Here is a 17710-nt window from a genome sequence, read left to right as displayed (position 1 = left end):
AGAAACTCATGAAAAAAATAAAGACTGTTGACATTCATGACAAGGTTTTTGAGGAGACCTATACCGCCCATATCCAAAGAAACGGTGCGAACTGGCTTGGACAGATACCAGACGTTCCAAAAGTCAAGTGCGAAGCACCTACAGAAGCTGTACTCCTGAAAACCTTGGAAAAAAAACTTCATGAGGCACTCGTCGCCGAAGAAGAAGCTTGGGAGAAGCAGTTTGAGGAGGACGTGAAAGCCGGACGACTGGATCCCCTTGCCGAGAAAGCCATTAAGAATTATCGAGAAGGCAAATACCGAAGCATATCCCATTTGCCCACCACACTATTGTCGGAAGTAAGTATAGGAGCGTGACACAACGTGCAACTTATTGATAAAGAGAGCATCCTCGCGATGACGCATCTGTGGGAAGGCGAGCGGTTTCCTGACGGACGGCCCCGCGTTCCCGATGATATTATTCGGCGAATGAAGGCGATCAGTATTGAACAGGCGTGGGGTGTCCTCAACGGCAACAACTATAAGTTCCAATTCGCTGGTGATTGGATGAACCTTCATCCAGACCGGATTCTCGTCGGTAGAGCGGTGACGTGTGCGTTTGTGCCGATCCGTCCTGATTTCAACGACGCTATCTCGGCACAAGGCGAAAAAGAGGAACGCGTCGGCGGTCAAAACTCGTGGGTGATTGATACGCTCGTCCGCGACGATGTCATCGTTGTGGATCTCTTCGGTAAAGTGAAGGACGGGACTTTCGCGGGTGACAACCTCGGTAACTCCATCTATGCGAAAACTGGGACTGGCATGGTCATTGACGGTGGCATCCGAGATTTGGACGGCATCTACGAGTTACCTGATTTCGCTACATTCGTGCGTGGTGTGGATCCGACAGGGATTGCGAATGTCACATTGACAGGTATTAACATCCCGATCCGTATTGCGGAGGCGACTGTCTTACCGGGCGATGTGGTTTTAGGTAGGCGCGGCGGTGTTATCTTTATCCCACCGCATTTCGCACAACAAGTAGTCGAACAAGGCGAAGAGGTCGCCCTGCGAGACCGGTTCGGGCATCAACGGCTGCGGGAAGGAGTGTACACACCCGGCGAAATTGACCGAAAATGGTCGGACGAGATTGAGGCAGATTTCGCAAAATGGCGTGAGAATCAGAAGTGAAAGCAGCGATTCAGGCACCATTGTTGAGATACTCTCCGATACACGCGGTGCCTTATGCAGCGAGTCATTAAACCTGTCGTTCCGGTGGACAGATCAACACCATAGCCATGTCCGGTTATTACGTCCATGTTTGCCCGACGGCACTCCGATCACGACGGCTATAGAGGAGCGAAACTTTCACGCTGCAGCAAAAAAGCGTATAGAATCAGCGGAACTCCGTCTGGAAACAGAACAGGATCTTCGTGCAGAAGCGGAAGCCCGGGCTGTAGAAGAGACGAAGCGGCGGCAGGCATTAGAACGTGAATTAGAGCAACTCCGCCGACAACTCGAAAACCGATAGTTGTAAGCAGCGTAGTATAACCTGTTAGGTTGCGCATCGTTTTTTCGGAAAATGGAGCGAGAGTCAGAAAGCGAAATATATCTGGATCAAGATTTTTTGTTTGACAAATTTTTCCTTTTCACGATATAATTCGCTATCGTTATTTTTCAGATTAGGACTGTGGTATATTTTTTTAAATAATTAAAACATTGAAATAGATCAATGCACATTATGTGTCGGTACAGAGGATGTAAGAAAAGAAATAAGGTGGAAAACGAGTCTTTTGCTGCTCTCCATCTATCTATGCCTTTTTATTTTCCTAACAGGTTGTGACACCGATAAACCGGGTATCCCAGACCCACCAGAACCGCTACCGGACTTACCTCCCCTATCAGATAGACTTGTGGCGCGTATCTATTTTGACGCTACACTCTCAATGCAAGGTTTTGTTGTTCCGGGTTCGGCGCATTACACCCGAATTTGCTCTAATTTAGAAAGTGTGATTTTGAGCGGCTGGGGAGATGAAAAGGCAGGTTTTTTTGCTTTGGTGAATAAATTGAGCCTATTTTGACGAAGGTATTGATAGTTGGAGTTTAATATAATTGGACGAATTACAAAAAGTCTTTAATCAAATCTTTAATCTTCAAGACCCAACTGGTAAAACGATTGTCTACTGGATTCGGATATTCTTTTGGGTTGGCGTTATAAACTACGGAGTGCATTTAGCGCGGTTAGGATACGAATATATCTGTCTCAAATTTGTTCAAATCAAAATCAGAAAGGGTGTTGATGTTATATCTTCTGATTTTCTCAACCGGTTAGCTAAATCAGTGGTTATCCGTACAAGCATCAGAGGAAGCATTGTTTATCGGCGAATTCGTGATTTAGTCAAAATTAAGCAGAACGGCGGTGAAATTGATCACGATGTCCTCGGAGACATTCATGCGGCCGTAGCCAGCAGAAAGGCAGGTTTATCGAACTATATTCTCGGCATTCTCATCATCCTCGGTTTGGTTGGGACATTGTGGGGATTAACGACTGCAGTTATTGAAGTCCAACCACTTTTGGAAGACATTGATGACCTTGACCAACTGTCCCAAATTTCAAATGCCCTACAAGAAACGCTAAAGGGCATGGGCACCGCATTTAAAACGACGTTAGCGGGTTTGGTAACATCACTTGGCTTGGGGGCTTTGGGATGGCTTTTTAGTCTTTCAAATTCGGCTTTTCTCACCCAGTTTGAAACAGTTGTAACTACAGAAATAATTCCCCATTTCAAGCACGCCCCAGAATCAACAATTGAATCCTCTATAGATCAACTTCAAGTAAGTGTTGGCGAATTTAAATTAGCAACGGAAGATAATGTTCGGAGGATGCAAGCGTCGATCCAACAATTAACAGAGAAGTCGTGGGATGCATATCTGGAGCAACAATATGTCATTGCAAATGAATTGGATAAAATTCCAGGAGAACTTCGTGAGAGTTTAGCAGGGATAAATGAATATCAAGTCCTGATTAAATCCACGGTAGAGTCTTTTGAAACGTCAACAGAGAGTTTTATTGCCGAAATCAAGAACCATCAATCTACTGTAACCGGTTTTAACTCTAAAGTAGAGTCTTTTGAAACGTCAACAGAGAGTTTTATTGCCGAAATCAAGAACTACCAAACCACTGTAGATACGATGGTGAAGGATTTTAAGGGAACTACGAATCAGAGCATATCTCAAGTTGCAGAGTATCAAAAGACACTGCTTGGCGGTTTAGAAAATGTGGTATCAGAGTTGAAAGAAGAGAGTAAAGGATTGAGAACTACAATCGGTGAGGCGCAGACATCACATGAAAGTTTCATGGATGATACTAAGAATCTTACCGAAACTTTTGGAAAACAACTTGAGTCCATGCTGCAACCCATCGTAAAAAATCAACAGGATGTGGTGACTGGACTCCGTGAAACATCCAGTGATATAAGCGAAATGTCCGGTAAGTTGCAGAACCAGACGAAATCTGCAGTAGAGTCTTTTGAAACGTCAACAAATAAATTTATGACCAAAGTCGAGAACCATCAATCCACTGTAGATACGATGGTGAAAGATTTTAAGGGAACTACGAATCAGAGCATATCTCAAGTTGCAGAGTATCAAAAGACACTGCTTGACGGTTTGGGAAATATGGTATCAGAGTTGAAAGAAGAGAGTAAAGGATTGAGAACTACAATCAGTGAGGCGCAGACATCACATGAAAGTTTCATGGATGATGCTAAGAATCTTACCAAAACTTTTGGAGAACAACTTGAGTCCATGCTGCAACCCATCGTAAAAAATCAACAAGATGTGGTGAGTGAACTTCAGGAAACATCCAGTCATATAAGCGAAATGTCCGGTGAGTTGCAGATACGTTCTGCTCTTGAGAAACAGAACGGAGTCTTTCAGGAAATCAAATCCGAGTTGATACAAAGTCAGCAGGAAATGAGTAGTAGGTTATCAGAGTTAAGTGAATTTCAAATTATACCTACCCTTGAAGCACAGAATAAAGTTTTTGGACAGATTGAAACGCACCTACAAGAACAGCGTGATTTGGTAGATGAACAACAAGAACTTATGAAAACGTTAAATAGCAGTGTGAATCAACTACAGCAGGTTTTTTCAAAATCAGAATCCGATGAACAGCAGCACACGGAAAAAATGTTGCAACAGCTCACCCAGAATTTTGATGAGCTCGGTAAGAAAATAGATGCATTGAACGACACAATAACCCAGTCAGGATCAGGCACTCGCCGCTGGTTTTTAGGGAATCGAAAGTAAAAATAAAGTCTGGAGAGATATTGGATGAATCTGCGCATGCAGCAAAATTCTGTGTTGAACGTCTGGCCCGCTTTTACCGATGTATCCATTGCGATGCTGCTCATCTTTCTGTTCTTTCTCTTCATTCAATTTGTCTCTAATAGCAAATTGATCCAAAAAATCATAATGGAGAAAAAGCAAGATACGATAGAGAAAGCGTTTGCAGAAGAATTTCCAAATGAGATAGAACAAGGTACTATTGCAATTGTGCGGGATGGCAACTTACAAAGATTTACGTTCAGCGATAAAATTTTATTTGAAACGAATAAGGCGATCCTGCAACAGGAGGGAAGGAATATATTGACAGCTGTGGGTGAGTTATTGCAGGATTATAAAACGGACGAGAAATTGGGGCAATTGTATAAAAGTATTCAAATTGAAGGTCATACAGATAATGTTCCGATTATAATTCCAAACCGATCGAACTGGGAATTGTCGTCGGATCGGGCAATTGCTGTCTTACGACTTTTCGTTGATCATATCGGCATTAATCCACGGACACTAACGGCAACAGGTTATGGTGAATACCATCCTGTTGCACAAAATCATCCTAAGTATGGACATCCAAAAAACCGTAGAATTGAGATTGTTTTAGTCTATTCCGAAACGGAGGAAATCCAGTGAACGCCTGCCCTTATACAAACGAAAGCGCGACATGCAATTTACTATCACCAGAAGTAGCAGGGACAACTACATACTGCAGTAAATGCTCTCAGTTCGCTTTTCAATGTACTGAGGGGCATTGGAACCGCGCGTTTGCACGTTATTGCACGCAATGTAGCCAAGAGTTAAAAAAACCTGCGCAATGGGATATGGCATCGGGCAATTCGCAACGCACAGCGACGTTTTCCGTGGACTCGGTGGATATCAATCTTGGGTTAAATTCAGGGGTCGTGAATACACCCCCGATAGAAACAAGCGAAAACTTGCCGGGGATGCTCGTAATTGATGGGCTTTTCGTCCTGCCAAATTCAAAGGAAAATAGATTTGAAGCTTGCACGATTGTAAATACAGAGAACAGTGTCCGCCTACATCATCAATGGGGAATTGACTTTGACACACCGTTGACCTACGGATCAACCCCAATCTATCATGGACTTCATTTGTATTCGGTTGTGTCGGGTGGAATTCAAAAAACGTCTGTTATTGACGGAAAAACAAAATTAATTTATGATATAAATGGTGTTGATGCTGCTCAGATTGAACCTTTGTCCGGATGCGCGTCCCTAAAATGTAAGGTGAATGGCAAACCGACAATGATCACCGGTGTGAATCGGGGTATGTTGCTGTTTGATCTTGCTAAACACAACGGACTATACATCAATCATGATTTCTTTGACAAGAGAAACGAACCGATGTCACCAACGCTCTGCGGTCAATATGTATTTTTCACATCTAAGCACGGAGGCATTTTTTCCCTCAATATAGGCGTAAATCCGTTTAAAAGACGAAGTCCCCCTCCCCAAAACAGGTCATTCTCGGCCCCTGTTTCGCTCAACGGTTTGGTCTATTTTGAAGCACTAAACGACAACGGCATGCGTAGTCTCGCCTGTTTTGACCCAACTTCAGGGCAATTGTCCAAAGCAGCGGATATGGATAGCGAACTAATACAGCATTTAGAAGGTCGCCGTGCCCTTTTTACACACCCACCACTGACTGATGGAAAGCGTTTGTATCTATCCGACAGATATGGTCATGGTGTTTATACTTATGATAGCGACAAGAGATCTTATCCGGCAAAGCAGTTTCAAGACGATACTGGAAAACACAGATTTATTCCACACCAATCTATTGTCGTGGACAATAGGATTTATTCTGCACATTCATCGGGATTAACTGTTTGGGAGTTTGATCGGATCCATCACGTGCAGACACATTCGTTATCTATGGGGAACCCAACTACGCCGACCCCCGTTGCGCGTCCTATTCAGTATGGGGATAAATTATTCGTTTTGTGTAAAGATAGATTCATTTGTCGGGACTATTAGGAGATATACTGCTTATGCTTCGTTTGATAAATGTACCGCGATACACACTTATTGTTAGCGGTTTGCTTGTTTTTATCTTCTTCTCACCTATAGCGGTTGCTAAGCACATCATTGTGATTTATGATGTGTCTGGCAGTATGGTGAGCCTTAAAATGGGTAGGAACACAAAGGTCTATATGGAATCCGAGGATATTCGGCGTGTTAATGAATATTTGACAAATCTCTTATTCACAAATACCTCACAGTCTTTACGTGATATGGACGATTCGTATATCAAGGAATGTGACGCGGCGTACGTTGGTAAACCACTCTACCAAGGTGGCGACATCCTTACCTACGCCGAGTATGCAAAACAGCGAGTCACAAAAATTAATAGAGCACCAGTTAGCAAAAGTGAATTTCAACGGCAGCTACCGAATTCAATGACACTAAGGGAATCCTTCTATGGAATGGTTTCTTACTTACTGCGCGCAGAAGTTGAGGTATACGATGCCTTATACAGTGACACGGACGATGAGACCTATTGGGTCTTTGTGACAGATGGCGATATTGATAACAGCGGCAAAAGCGACCCTGGCATATCTGAAGTGTTAAAGCGACATGCGGAAATTGAAGATGAGTTCCATTCACCAATGATTTTTAGTATGCTTGTAAATAAACACGTTAGAATTCAAGTCAGAAAACTTCAGAAGAGCGACGTAATTGACTCGATTTTCCTCGCTACATCAACAGAACTAGGAAAACGAGTGCGAGAGATTCAACTTGACAGAGATGATGAAGGGAAATTTATCAGTGAAACCTTAACTGTTAAGACGCACAATTCCAAGAAACCTAAATTTAAACTCGACAGTGTCAATGTGGAAATTGTGGATAAGTTTAACAAACCGCTTCAGATTGTGACTGAAGAGAACACATTTGGTGTTGTTGAAGTCCCATCTGTTTCACTTCATGGAAACCCTCCACCATTCGAGTTCCGCATCCTATTTCCTGCACATAGGGAAATAGCTGCTCCTGGCAACGCATTGAAACTTGAAATTACCTACAGTTTCAACGGTAAAAACAAAATCCATTCACCCCAACCTATCAAATATACACCGAGGATTGATAGTATATATGTGTCTAATTTGGATAATTCTGAACAGCAGACAAAGGAATTGAATCTGAACTTTTCGGAAGACACATACCATGTTGGTCTTGCTGTTCAGAGCGAAAGTTATAACAAAAAGGCTTTTAGGATAGATCAACTTCGTTGTCAGGTCCAATACAAAGATGGGCGAAAACTTTGTGACGTTACTGTACCGAAAGTAGGTGAACGTTTAGGCGAACCTTTTAGCATGGTAGTGCCTAAACGAGACCGATTGGATTGGCGCGGCAACAAAATTGTCCTTGAAATAGACTATAAATATGAAAATGAAACTAAATCTGCGACAATTGAGATTCCTTATAAACTGATAGGTGGTGGCAGCGGCTTCCCGATGTGGCTGCTGTGGGTGTTCCTTATTCCGATTTTAAGTGTAATTCTTTTTCTTTTAATTCGCCGTTTAATTCCGTATCAAATTGCCCATCACATTGGGTTGACTCAAGTCAGCCAGGCAGGTACACCGTTGGGTGAGAAAGCATATTTTATGCTTAAAAATAAAATGACACTTGAATTTGGTCCTCGGGGTCCTGATGAATTGCAGTTTGATATTGGTAGTGAGGCTTTTTTATATTGCGATAAGAAAAATTTACTGCTATTTGCAGATGCTGACGACGATGAAGGACGGATATTAGATTTACCCGAAATACTAATGTTAAATCAAGGTGATGACGATGATGAGATCCGTATTAACTGTGAGATAGTGGATAACACTTCTAACAAACCAGAGGACGATGATGAACCTATTATTTGGTCGAATAACGCTTCTGATACCAATCCCCTTGATGTATGAGGAATTAAAACATAACACTATACTGAGGTATTCAGTTCTCTGGTAATTTTGATCTTTCGCTCAAAATCTTTCATTGTAGGGGCGGTCTCTCAGTCACGATGCCTTATCTAAAATCGATGGAAAATCGAAAACTGAATGGCTCTGTAACGCTATGGGATATTTATAGTAATTTTTTTCTGTTCATGGTACTTTATGAACACACGATTCAAAAACTTTCATAATACAGAGATTAGGAAACTACTGCTAATAAAGGAAAAGGGGTTTAAATGGAAAGCATCGCTGATTTTTTTGGAGATCCGTTGGTTTGGCCAGCAGTTGTCTACTTCATTGGTTATTCTTTTGTATGGATAATTGCATGTGGACTTGGTCATCTATTTAAGAACCAAGTAAGTATTGAGCGTGCGGCAGCAATAGCGTGGGGAATTGCACTTTTTATACATATACTCGGTGGAACGGTGCTTCTAATCTGGCTTTGGGACAGAGCACATAACCGATTTTCTGAAGGGTTGTATACAGTACTTTATCTGTTATTCTATATAGTGATTATGCTTGTTAATGTCTGTTTATTGTATACACTGTTAAAGAAAAATAAAGAAAAAAAGAACACTGACGCGCCGACTCCAAAACCAGTTGGTAAATCTCTTAATCCAAAAAAGAAGTGATGAAAACTGATGTTAACGGAATCTTTAACTAAATATGGAGGAGCATGCGATGATTACACCTACAATATTTGTTGGCCTCGGAACAACCGGGAAGGAAATTTTAGTAAAATTACGTGAACTTATGTCTGAAGAATACGGACACGCGGGGCTACCACTTTTCCGCTATATTGCCATTGAGACACATGGTGAAGTGAATGTGCAAAATACAAATCAAATGGATGATTATGAACGAATCAATCTTATAAGGGCAACGATTCCAAACGTTAGTCCGATTCGACTTAAGTTGACTCCAGGAGAACCGCTGCACAACCCAGATTTAGTGGACTGGCTAGATCCTGAACTCTTGAAAATTGAAGCAGGCGGTTTTATGGATGGAGCTTCAAATATACGTATGGCAGGTAGATTGTGTTTATGGGAAAACTGGTCTGATGTCCAAGCTACATTTGCCAACGCGATCGGTGCTATTATGGCACCCGCTACGAAACGGAAAGCGATCAATATTCTAACAGAACGTAAAAAAATTGCAGAACATCCCCTTGACGATACAGGCTCCATCAGAGTTTATGTGCTAGGGTCTCTCTGCGGTGGTTCCTGTAGTGGGATGCTTATTGATGTTGGATATTTTTTCCGATACCTTCTCAGTGCCTATGGCGATAAATCAAGAATTAATGGCATTTTTACAATGTTCGACGAGAACCATGCTGCGAGACCAGATGCTATGTTTAACATACGTTCAGCCAATTGTTATGCAAGCCTTTCGGAGTTAAATTACTATCATCATCAGGAAACAACTTATGATATAACTTTTCCAGATGGGCGGCAGATTAAGAATATGCGAGAAAAGCCGTTTGATTATACGCTGTTTGTATCGCCCAGCGGAAAAATTGCGGGCAACCAATTCTCAACAGGGGCTGGTGACTTTGATGAACACGGTCTGAACTTGATGGTAGCACTGAATCTTTTTGCTGAATCTGCTGCAGACACAGGTGGAGTGAAAAATGCAATCCGCACCAATTATACAGCTCATGCTGATTTTGGGACCTTAAAACCTGTGAGAGAAGGCGAAATCCGCACAATGATACGATATATGGCGAGTTTTGGATTAACTGCTGTATGGTATCCCAAATATCGCATCGCAAGTGCTGCTGCTTGTTCAATCGGCGAAAAATTATGTAATAACTGGCTAGAATCACACATCCCTCAAGCCACGACTGTAAAAGACGCAGAAACGGAATGGAATCGGATTCTAAACGCGAATATAGATACATTAACCAGCCCAGATGGACAATCATCAATTAAGAGTCGCATTGATACACATCTTGCAAATGCCAGGAAGCAATGGCTCAATACAGAAATCTCATCCAATCAATTAAATCGGAATATGGAGGAGTTTCCAATCGGGGATTCATTCAGAAAGAAATTTGAGCAAGGTGGAGAGTATGTTGAGTTGATGAATATGCAAGTGCCTGAGTGCAAAAAGGCACTTAGCGAGGCGATTGAACAAACTTTGAACAATCAATTAGGAAGTATTGATTTTGAGGGAACGTGGGGCTTGGGCGATGTGAGGATGTTCTTTGAAACGCTTGATAAAAAGATAGAAAACTCTATACAAAATTGCCCTGATCGGATGCCGACTTTAAATTTAGATAAATTGGATTTTTCCCGAATGGAGAGGGCGGATAATAATCTTTGGTTGAAACTTATTTTTCTTCGGGATGATTCGGTTAAAGCACATCGCGATAACATGGTTAAGGGGTATTGTAGTTTGATTATCGGAAGTCCAACAAGTTTCTATGAGTCAGTTCGGAATCATTTCATAAAACCGATTTTACAAGAAATTCGCACCGACCTCGGTTTTGGAGTAACCCCGATGGATGGAGGTGAACCGAACCGTCGTCGAACCATTAAACAGCGATTGGATCAGATAGAAGCGAATCTAAATAACTGCCTTCAGGAATTCAAGAGCGAACGTAATGAAGCTATCAATCCACCAAGATCTGAATGTGTGAAAATTGTTGCGAATAACTCAGAAAATCGAATTGATATAGATGCATCGACACTGAGCCACCAGATCGCCCAATCAGATGAAGGTATTGAATTGCTCCGCGGAGAATCTATGGCTACATTTTTAGGAAAAGAACAGGCAGACATAATCACTCAGATGACTGAAACTTACCGACAACTATCATTAGATCGAATTCAAGTTAATGATGTGGTTACAAAGGCTCAGGAACTTTTAGATTCAGGAAGTTCCGACATCCAGAATCTTGCCGGCCGCTCAAACCCATATCAAATGTTCACCCCTATGTACATACCGTTTGTCGTTGAGGATTCACCAAATATTATCTTCGGACACATAGGGAAGGCTTTAACTGACTTAAACAACAGTTTAAGTGGTAAAGGATTCTTGTTTGAAATAAGTCCCTCTTCTGTGGATCATCTCCTTTTTTTCTATCAAGAGGAAGCAGGTTTTGCCTTAGATGACTTGGTTTCTCACTCAACACTTGCTGATAAATGCCGGCAGACTCCAGGGGAATATGGACATTCAACTCATAAGGATGCCGACTTTTATAACCTTGAGCTATACGACAAAATCCAAAAACTACAACAATGGTGTCGTGCTTTAGGAAGGATCGTTCCTGAAATATGTCAGAAGATAAAAGAAGATGCATTTGCCAGTGTTTTTTTTCAGACTAAGAACGGATATGTTTATGAATATAACGTTGATGGATTATCCGAGCGACTCGACTTGCATAATGATCCGGATGGAATTAAAAGGTTTTCGCAGAAGAAAAATGAAGTTGAGTATAACAAATTTATCAATGCAGTCCGTTCATGTTTCACGCAGCTAAACCGTCAAAAGGTTGAGAAACTTATTGATTCATTGTTGAGGGAAATTCAAGACAACAATGAACACGCAAATATAAGTCAATTTTTCCGTCGGTTTTTAGATGATGTCTACTCTGAGGATGCTTCTATAGATAATACCGGTTCTGACTCAATATCGGGGTCAACCTTTTTCCAGCCACCGCCCCAAATACATCAGAAAACTCCATCCCAAGCATCGGACGACGCACCTTCAACATCATCCCAAGATGTCGGCAACGGAAATGCTACAAACGCACCAGTAGGCTCAGATTCTTATGAAGAAGCTGCTTCCGAGGAAAGCGAGATTGATACTGGATCATTTAACCAAGATAATGCGGGACCACCACAAGACTCACTATCAGAACACAGCACACCAGATGCGACTACAGATGAATATCAGTGGTCTGAGGCAACACCTGAAACGGAACACAGTTCCGCAGAGGACACGACGGGCGAAGAGTCTCCTGCAGAGCAGCAACCACAGCCTAAAACTGATGAACAGGAGAAACAGCCTTCTACAGGATTCTCGGTTAAAGATGTGGATGTGAAACAGACATTGCAGCGTAAAGGCACTCGGAAGAAGGAGTAGCGAGTATGGCTGACCCTATCTGTTCAAAATGCAATGTCGGTTGGGTAATTCATTCGCATGATAAACATTGTGGTTATTGTGGTTGTAAAGTCTTTGATTTCTCGGTGAGATGGGAAAAAGAGCCGTTGATTTACGCAGATAGCGGTGCGAATATCCATGCCTTTGCTATTCTCGTAGAAAACACCGGTGCCTATCCGATTACATTCCATCCGATTCAAACGACAAGGGATGACACAATTCTATTTCCACAAGCGAATGACAGTCCTTTTGAGGTTGAGGCGGGTCAATTCCATGCAGTGCCGATTCAGGTAAAGCCCGCAAAATTAGCACAAAATCCCAAAACCATTACTGTGCGCGCTCAAGATGCTCCATCGAATTTTGAAAGCGAAAAATCACTACGTCTTGAGGCTTCATTACGTCCTGAATTTAAACTGCCCCCAAATCCTATAGAGGTTCGTTATCGGAGAGGAACGAAAAAGGTGACGAAAGACCTCCACCTTGAAGTGCTACAGGGTAAATTTTATATCACCAATATTAAAATCACAGGCGGATCAATTCTTCGCGTTGGTTATTTTGAAAGCCTCCATGAAAAAAACAACGCGTTGAAAAAAGTCCGTTTGGAGATTGACTGCAACCAACTCAGCGACGAAGTAAATGTAGTAAAACTAAGTTTTGAACTCCGTGGCTTTTCCCAACCTATTGACAAACAAGTTCACATCCGAAGAGAGATAGAACCAGAACCGCCAAAACTGTTCGTGCCACCAATGAACCTGGACATCACACAGGATCGCGAGAAAACACATCCCTTAACGCTTGAGAACAGAGGCGAACGTCCGTTGACAATTCGGAATATTGTATTCAACGGTCCTTCCAAATTAGTCCAGCTGCCAAACCTTGAGTTCCCTATAAATATTGAAGGTGGAGAACACCATAATATTGAAATACAGGTTTCTGCCATTGGTATTGATCCCAAAACTTATCCTGTTAACTTTACTATAAACTCCAATTGTGGGGATGATCCAACATATGAAGGGGGCCTGAATGTAAATGTTGAAGAACTGGAAGCGTACCCGCATTACCTCGCTATTGATTTTGGCACAACGAGTTCGTGTTGTGCTTATTTTGGGGCTGAAGATGTTTTCCAACTTATCCAATTGAACAGCGAAGATCCTTTGAATATCATACCTTCCTCAATTATCTATCACAGTCAGCCTACAAATGGGGATGTATACGAAGTTGGTTATGGAGCAGAGACCGCTCGCACGAGCGAAATTGATGGTCCTTACTACATCAGTTCCGTAAAAAGGTGGTTAGGATATAACTGGAGACGCCAATTTCCTAACAATCTGGAATTGCAACCAAGGGATGTAGTTGCTGATATACTCAGACATATTATTCAACGTGCCGAAGAACACTTGGACACTCTCTCAACAAGATCAAGAATTAAAAAATGTGTGATTACCTATCCGACAATGTTTAATAGAAAACAACAAGAAGACATAAAACAGGCGTTTGAAAAAGTCGGGATCACCGATCTTATATTCATTGATGAAGCATCGGCGGCTTCACTCGGGGCTATTTCTCAACGAAGGCAACAAGGCGATTATAGACTGTTGGTTTATGATTTCGGCGGTGGGACTATCGATATCGTTCTTTCACAAGTAACCAATAATGGTCGCGAAATCACAATTGAACCGCTTGCACACGGCGGAAATCCCAAATATGGTGGTGATGATGTAACTCAGGCAATTGTTGACTTTGTGTTGGCTGAATTTGGACAACGAATTGAAAGAGAAAGTTTAAATCTTCGTTATAAGATCCCATACCTAAGTCCGAGAGAAATATGGCAAAGTTTAGGAGATCAAAGAGAGGATAGAGCAAAACTATTTAACACGTCCCGTTTGTATAATGGAGCAGAGGAATTGAAAAAAGAACTAAGCGATGAAGATGAAGCAAACCGTGACTTTCCTTTGAACGTGATTGTTGGAAATGATACCCGCCCGCTTGAAAATCTTACCCGAGGGGACATTAACGTAAGTATTTCAAAAGAACAATTACATTCACTTGTTGCCAATGAATTACGCCAGACCTTTGCTGATATTGACGCTATGATTAGAGAAAATGGTGGACACCTGCCTGAAATCGTGATACTTGCAGGTCAATCATCAAAAATGCCCATGGTTAAGGAGATGATGACAACCCACTTCCAACAGGAATACCAAACCGATGATATTGATATCGAACTCAGCGATTCACCGAAAGAATGCGTCGCAATAGGTGCAGCGCAATACGGTATGACTCACTCATCACCGAGTAGAGTTCGGTTTGAAATTAAAAACTTCCGCAAGACACACGCCAGCATCGGTATAATGCAGTCCGATGGTAGACAACTGGTTTTTGAAGAAATTATTCCCAAAGGAAGGCTTATTCCTGACGAAAGTTTCGGTAGAGTGAATATCCTGCTGAGTGAAGGAGAAACTAATATTGATATTCGTGAACGTTTTAGAACAAATGATGAACTGTCACGCATTGACGATTACACTCTAACGTTACCTGAGAATATACCGAGAGAGGCATTACAGAATGCGTGTTTGAAAATGGCGGTTAAAGAGAATGGGGAAATTAAAGTGGTGGCACTTGTGGATAATCATGAATATGAATCTACAGTTGAGAGGAGAGAGCCAGAATTTGTAAATGAAATTTGAATATACAATAGGATGCCAATGTCAAAACGCGTATGCATCATCAATCTATCAGCACCTGAAATTCAGGTAGTTGTTTTAGTTGACAATCAACTAAAAGACATCAATCTCAGTCTACCATGGGAGATCGGTTTTCGTCAGGAAAACAAAGACACATTAGTTCCCTGTTTTGGAGAAGCATTTGAACGTCTCAGCTCAAACCATCCGGTGGAAGTTCGGTTTCCCAATTTAGACACGCATTTCAAGGAAATCACAGATGAAAAAACCTTGGAATGTTTATTTACTGCATTTCTTGAAGAAATTTTTCATCGGCAGCTACCACAGCATGGATATCCAATTGAAGCGATGTCGGTATACGCGATTACGCCGTATCAGTGGAAACCTATACATCGCCGGCAGCTCAGAAAAACATTCAAGCGTTTAAAAAGTGATGTATCGGTACCATTTCTCAAGACATCAAACGTGACACTGCGGAGTGTGCTCAGTCAAACACTATGTATTTCGGTATATTATCAGAAGGCGTGGGCGAATATACTCGCTGACGCAAACAAATGCCATCTGTTTCTGGTAGATTTTGCGCAGAATGATTTTGTAGTTTATCGGACGAATTGTAGTCAATTGGAGAGTAGTGTTATAATAGAGTTGACCGATATACTGCGGTTTATTGACTTCTTCGTAGATACAGATGAAAAGGTTTCAGATGTGCAAAAGATGTTGCAACAGGTTGTGGACGAGCAACACGTTGTAGTCGGTTTTTCTGGCAGAATTGACGATACTGCTCTAAAATTCATTGAATTGTTGCAAGCGCGCTGCAGCGCAACATTTCTTGACCCACAGGAAACCGCAACGCTCTTGGGCGGGGCAGAATTGGTGCGGCAATTTGAAGAGAAAAATCTTGAAAAACCGCTCCATTTTGTCTATCATTTCTGCTTCGGGGTGCGTTTACCTGATGGAAAAAAGGTTGAACTTGTCCCGAATACATGGACACCGCCCTATCACCGGAAAAAAGCCTTTCGCGTCACGGGTGATGTTACAGAATTCGATGTTCATCTTTACTGTGGTTTATCTATGACAGAAAACAGTGATGTGTTTCATCTTGCTACGCTTAAAATTGTCCCGCAGGAGAATAAAAAGTATACATTAAACAGTCCAATGGAATTTATACTTTCTGTTACCTTGAATGATGCTACGCATGGCACATTTGCTTTACATCTCCCAAATTCACAAGAGACGAGATCGGTTGAATTTACCGTGCCAGTTTTGATGGATTAAGACAAAACTTGCTTGTAGTAGCACAATTCATTGCGCTTCTTTATGAGGGAAAAAATGAAAATACATCAATTCAGATATGTTCTATTTTTATTGGCACTGATACTTGTTGGAGTAACCCCCCTTGTGTATTCACAGGACGCTTCGGAACAGTCAAACGACGAACCGAGTCTTGTTGAGCAGCCCTCTGAAACACTAAACCCTTTAGAGTCTCATGTCAACTCCTTAGAAAAACAAATCACGGAATTGAAACATGAGCTCTCTGCCTTACAAGATTCGTTAGACAATCCGTTCCAAACTTATGCTATGATTTTTGGTGCAATCATCGTCCTAACAATTGTGGTAATGTTTTTTCTAAGTATGCGGAAAATTCGTCAGCTGCAAAACGAATTTGAAAATAGCGAACGAGGGTGGCAGAATAGATTGAACGAAATCAATCAACGTTGGGAGGGGCAATTAAAACATATTCGTCGACAAGGCAAAGACAATACTGAAAAAATAGAGGAAACAGTATCAAACTATTCCCAACTTCACGATGAACAGAAAAATTTCCAGAACGCTTTATCTAAACTCGGAAACCGTTTAGATGGTTTTGAGCTTACATTAATGAATTTGGATTTGGACAAAGTGCCAGATGAAACTGTTGATGAACAACTGCAATTGGAGGGGATTAGCCAAGAAACGCGAACGCAAGTTGAGTCATTAGTCCAGACATACGAAAATGGAGAACCAATTGATTGGATTGATATTGAAGATCCAACCCCCAGTCAAACTACATTGCAGATATTGAATTGGATGGCGCGCTCAATAGAGGATTGGGAAGATGATTTAGAACAATCTGGCACCGCGAACCCAGAGCTCATTCAAACGCTTGGATATGGGAATCAGGTTATTAAAGACAAACTGAAAGAGATTCGTGGACCGGCACCACCTGTGCCAGAACCTCCTGAATTGGAAACTGATGTCAATACAGATGCGGCGTATAACGAATTCCAAAATAAGTGTATCGCTTATGTGTCGCGTTATGAAGGGCTTCTGATTGGACTTCAACTGGGATGTGAAATAGAAGCGAAAGAATATGACCAGTTCATTCCGCATTTCGTTAAAGATAGGCTATTCAATAGTGTAGCAAGATTTGTCAAATCTGCCCAACTGCCTGAACAATTGGATGAATATTTACGGCTTGTGGGCTACGAAGTTGTTCCTATAGAGATAGGCAAAACGCAAGCGGATGCCCGTATACATGAGATTCAAAGTTCACAGCAGACCAATGACGAGCCTGGAACTGTTGTTGAGGTCATTTTACCCGGATTGCAGCGAATAGATAACGGTGAAATCATACAGAAACCGGTAGTGATTCGTGGAGAGTAACT

General features: G+C 41.8%; 12 protein-coding genes. All 12 read left to right on the top strand.

Going from position 1 to position 17710, the window contains the following annotated elements; genetic code table 11:
• Positions 1-8 precede the first annotated feature (8 nt).
• The 12 genes from OXH00_18520 to OXH00_18465 all read left to right on the top strand — a co-directional run bounded on the left by OXH00_18520 (position 9) and on the right by OXH00_18465 (position 17708).
• Positions 9-356, top strand: coding sequence for a hypothetical protein (locus OXH00_18520; GenBank protein MCY3743015.1), 348 nt, complete (start codon positions 9-11; stop codon positions 354-356).
• A 6-nt stretch (positions 357-362) separates the two neighbouring features.
• A complete protein-coding gene (locus tag OXH00_18515; protein MCY3743014.1) occupies positions 363-1169 on the top strand; it encodes an RraA family protein in 807 nt (268 codons plus the stop codon).
• Positions 1153-1509 (top strand): hypothetical protein, encoded by a 357-nt coding sequence (locus tag OXH00_18510; protein ID MCY3743013.1) that lies wholly within the window; start codon positions 1153-1155, stop codon positions 1507-1509. Before OXH00_18515 ends, OXH00_18510 begins: the two co-directional genes overlap by 17 nt.
• A 581-nt stretch (positions 1510-2090) precedes the next feature.
• Positions 2091-4289 carry a hypothetical protein gene (locus OXH00_18505; GenBank protein MCY3743012.1) on the top strand — a complete coding sequence of 733 codons (2199 nt, stop codon included), beginning with the start codon at positions 2091-2093 and terminating at the stop codon, positions 4287-4289.
• 36 nt (positions 4290-4325) lie between these two features.
• The gene (locus tag OXH00_18500) at positions 4326-4952 is read left to right on the top strand and encodes an OmpA family protein (protein MCY3743011.1); all 627 of its coding nucleotides are present in this window, start codon (positions 4326-4328) and stop codon (positions 4950-4952) included.
• Positions 4949-6316, top strand: coding sequence for a hypothetical protein (locus OXH00_18495; GenBank protein ID MCY3743010.1), 1368 nt, complete (start codon positions 4949-4951; stop codon positions 6314-6316). Before OXH00_18500 ends, OXH00_18495 begins: the two co-directional genes overlap by 4 nt.
• A 14-nt stretch (positions 6317-6330) precedes the next feature.
• The gene (locus tag OXH00_18490) at positions 6331-8247 is read left to right on the top strand and encodes a hypothetical protein (GenBank protein MCY3743009.1); all 1917 of its coding nucleotides are present in this window, start codon (positions 6331-6333) and stop codon (positions 8245-8247) included.
• A gap of 266 nt (positions 8248-8513) precedes the next feature.
• Complete coding sequence (locus OXH00_18485) at positions 8514-8909, top strand: hypothetical protein (protein MCY3743008.1); 396 nt, start codon at positions 8514-8516, stop codon at positions 8907-8909.
• A 49-nt stretch (positions 8910-8958) separates the two neighbouring features.
• Positions 8959-12366 carry a hypothetical protein gene (locus OXH00_18480; GenBank protein MCY3743007.1) on the top strand — a complete coding sequence of 1136 codons (3408 nt, stop codon included), beginning with the start codon at positions 8959-8961 and terminating at the stop codon, positions 12364-12366.
• Positions 12367-12371: 5 nt separating this feature from the next.
• Positions 12372-15071 (top strand): Hsp70 family protein, encoded by a 2700-nt coding sequence (locus OXH00_18475; protein MCY3743006.1) that lies wholly within the window; start codon positions 12372-12374, stop codon positions 15069-15071.
• A gap of 18 nt (positions 15072-15089) precedes the next feature.
• Positions 15090-16340: a hypothetical protein gene (locus OXH00_18470; protein MCY3743005.1), complete on the top strand. Its 1251-nt coding sequence runs from the start codon at positions 15090-15092 to the stop codon at positions 16338-16340.
• Positions 16341-16394: 54 nt separating this feature from the next.
• Entirely contained in the window at positions 16395-17708 is a 1314-nt protein-coding gene (locus OXH00_18465) for a hypothetical protein (protein ID MCY3743004.1), read from the top strand.
• The last annotated feature ends 2 nt before the right edge of the window (positions 17709-17710 follow it).

The organism is Candidatus Poribacteria bacterium (assembly GCA_026706025.1).
Taxonomy (GTDB): Bacteria; Poribacteria; WGA-4E; order WGA-4E; family WGA-3G; genus WGA-3G.
Note: the sequence above shows the minus strand (reverse complement) of the source record. Positions and strands in the feature narration are given on the sequence as shown.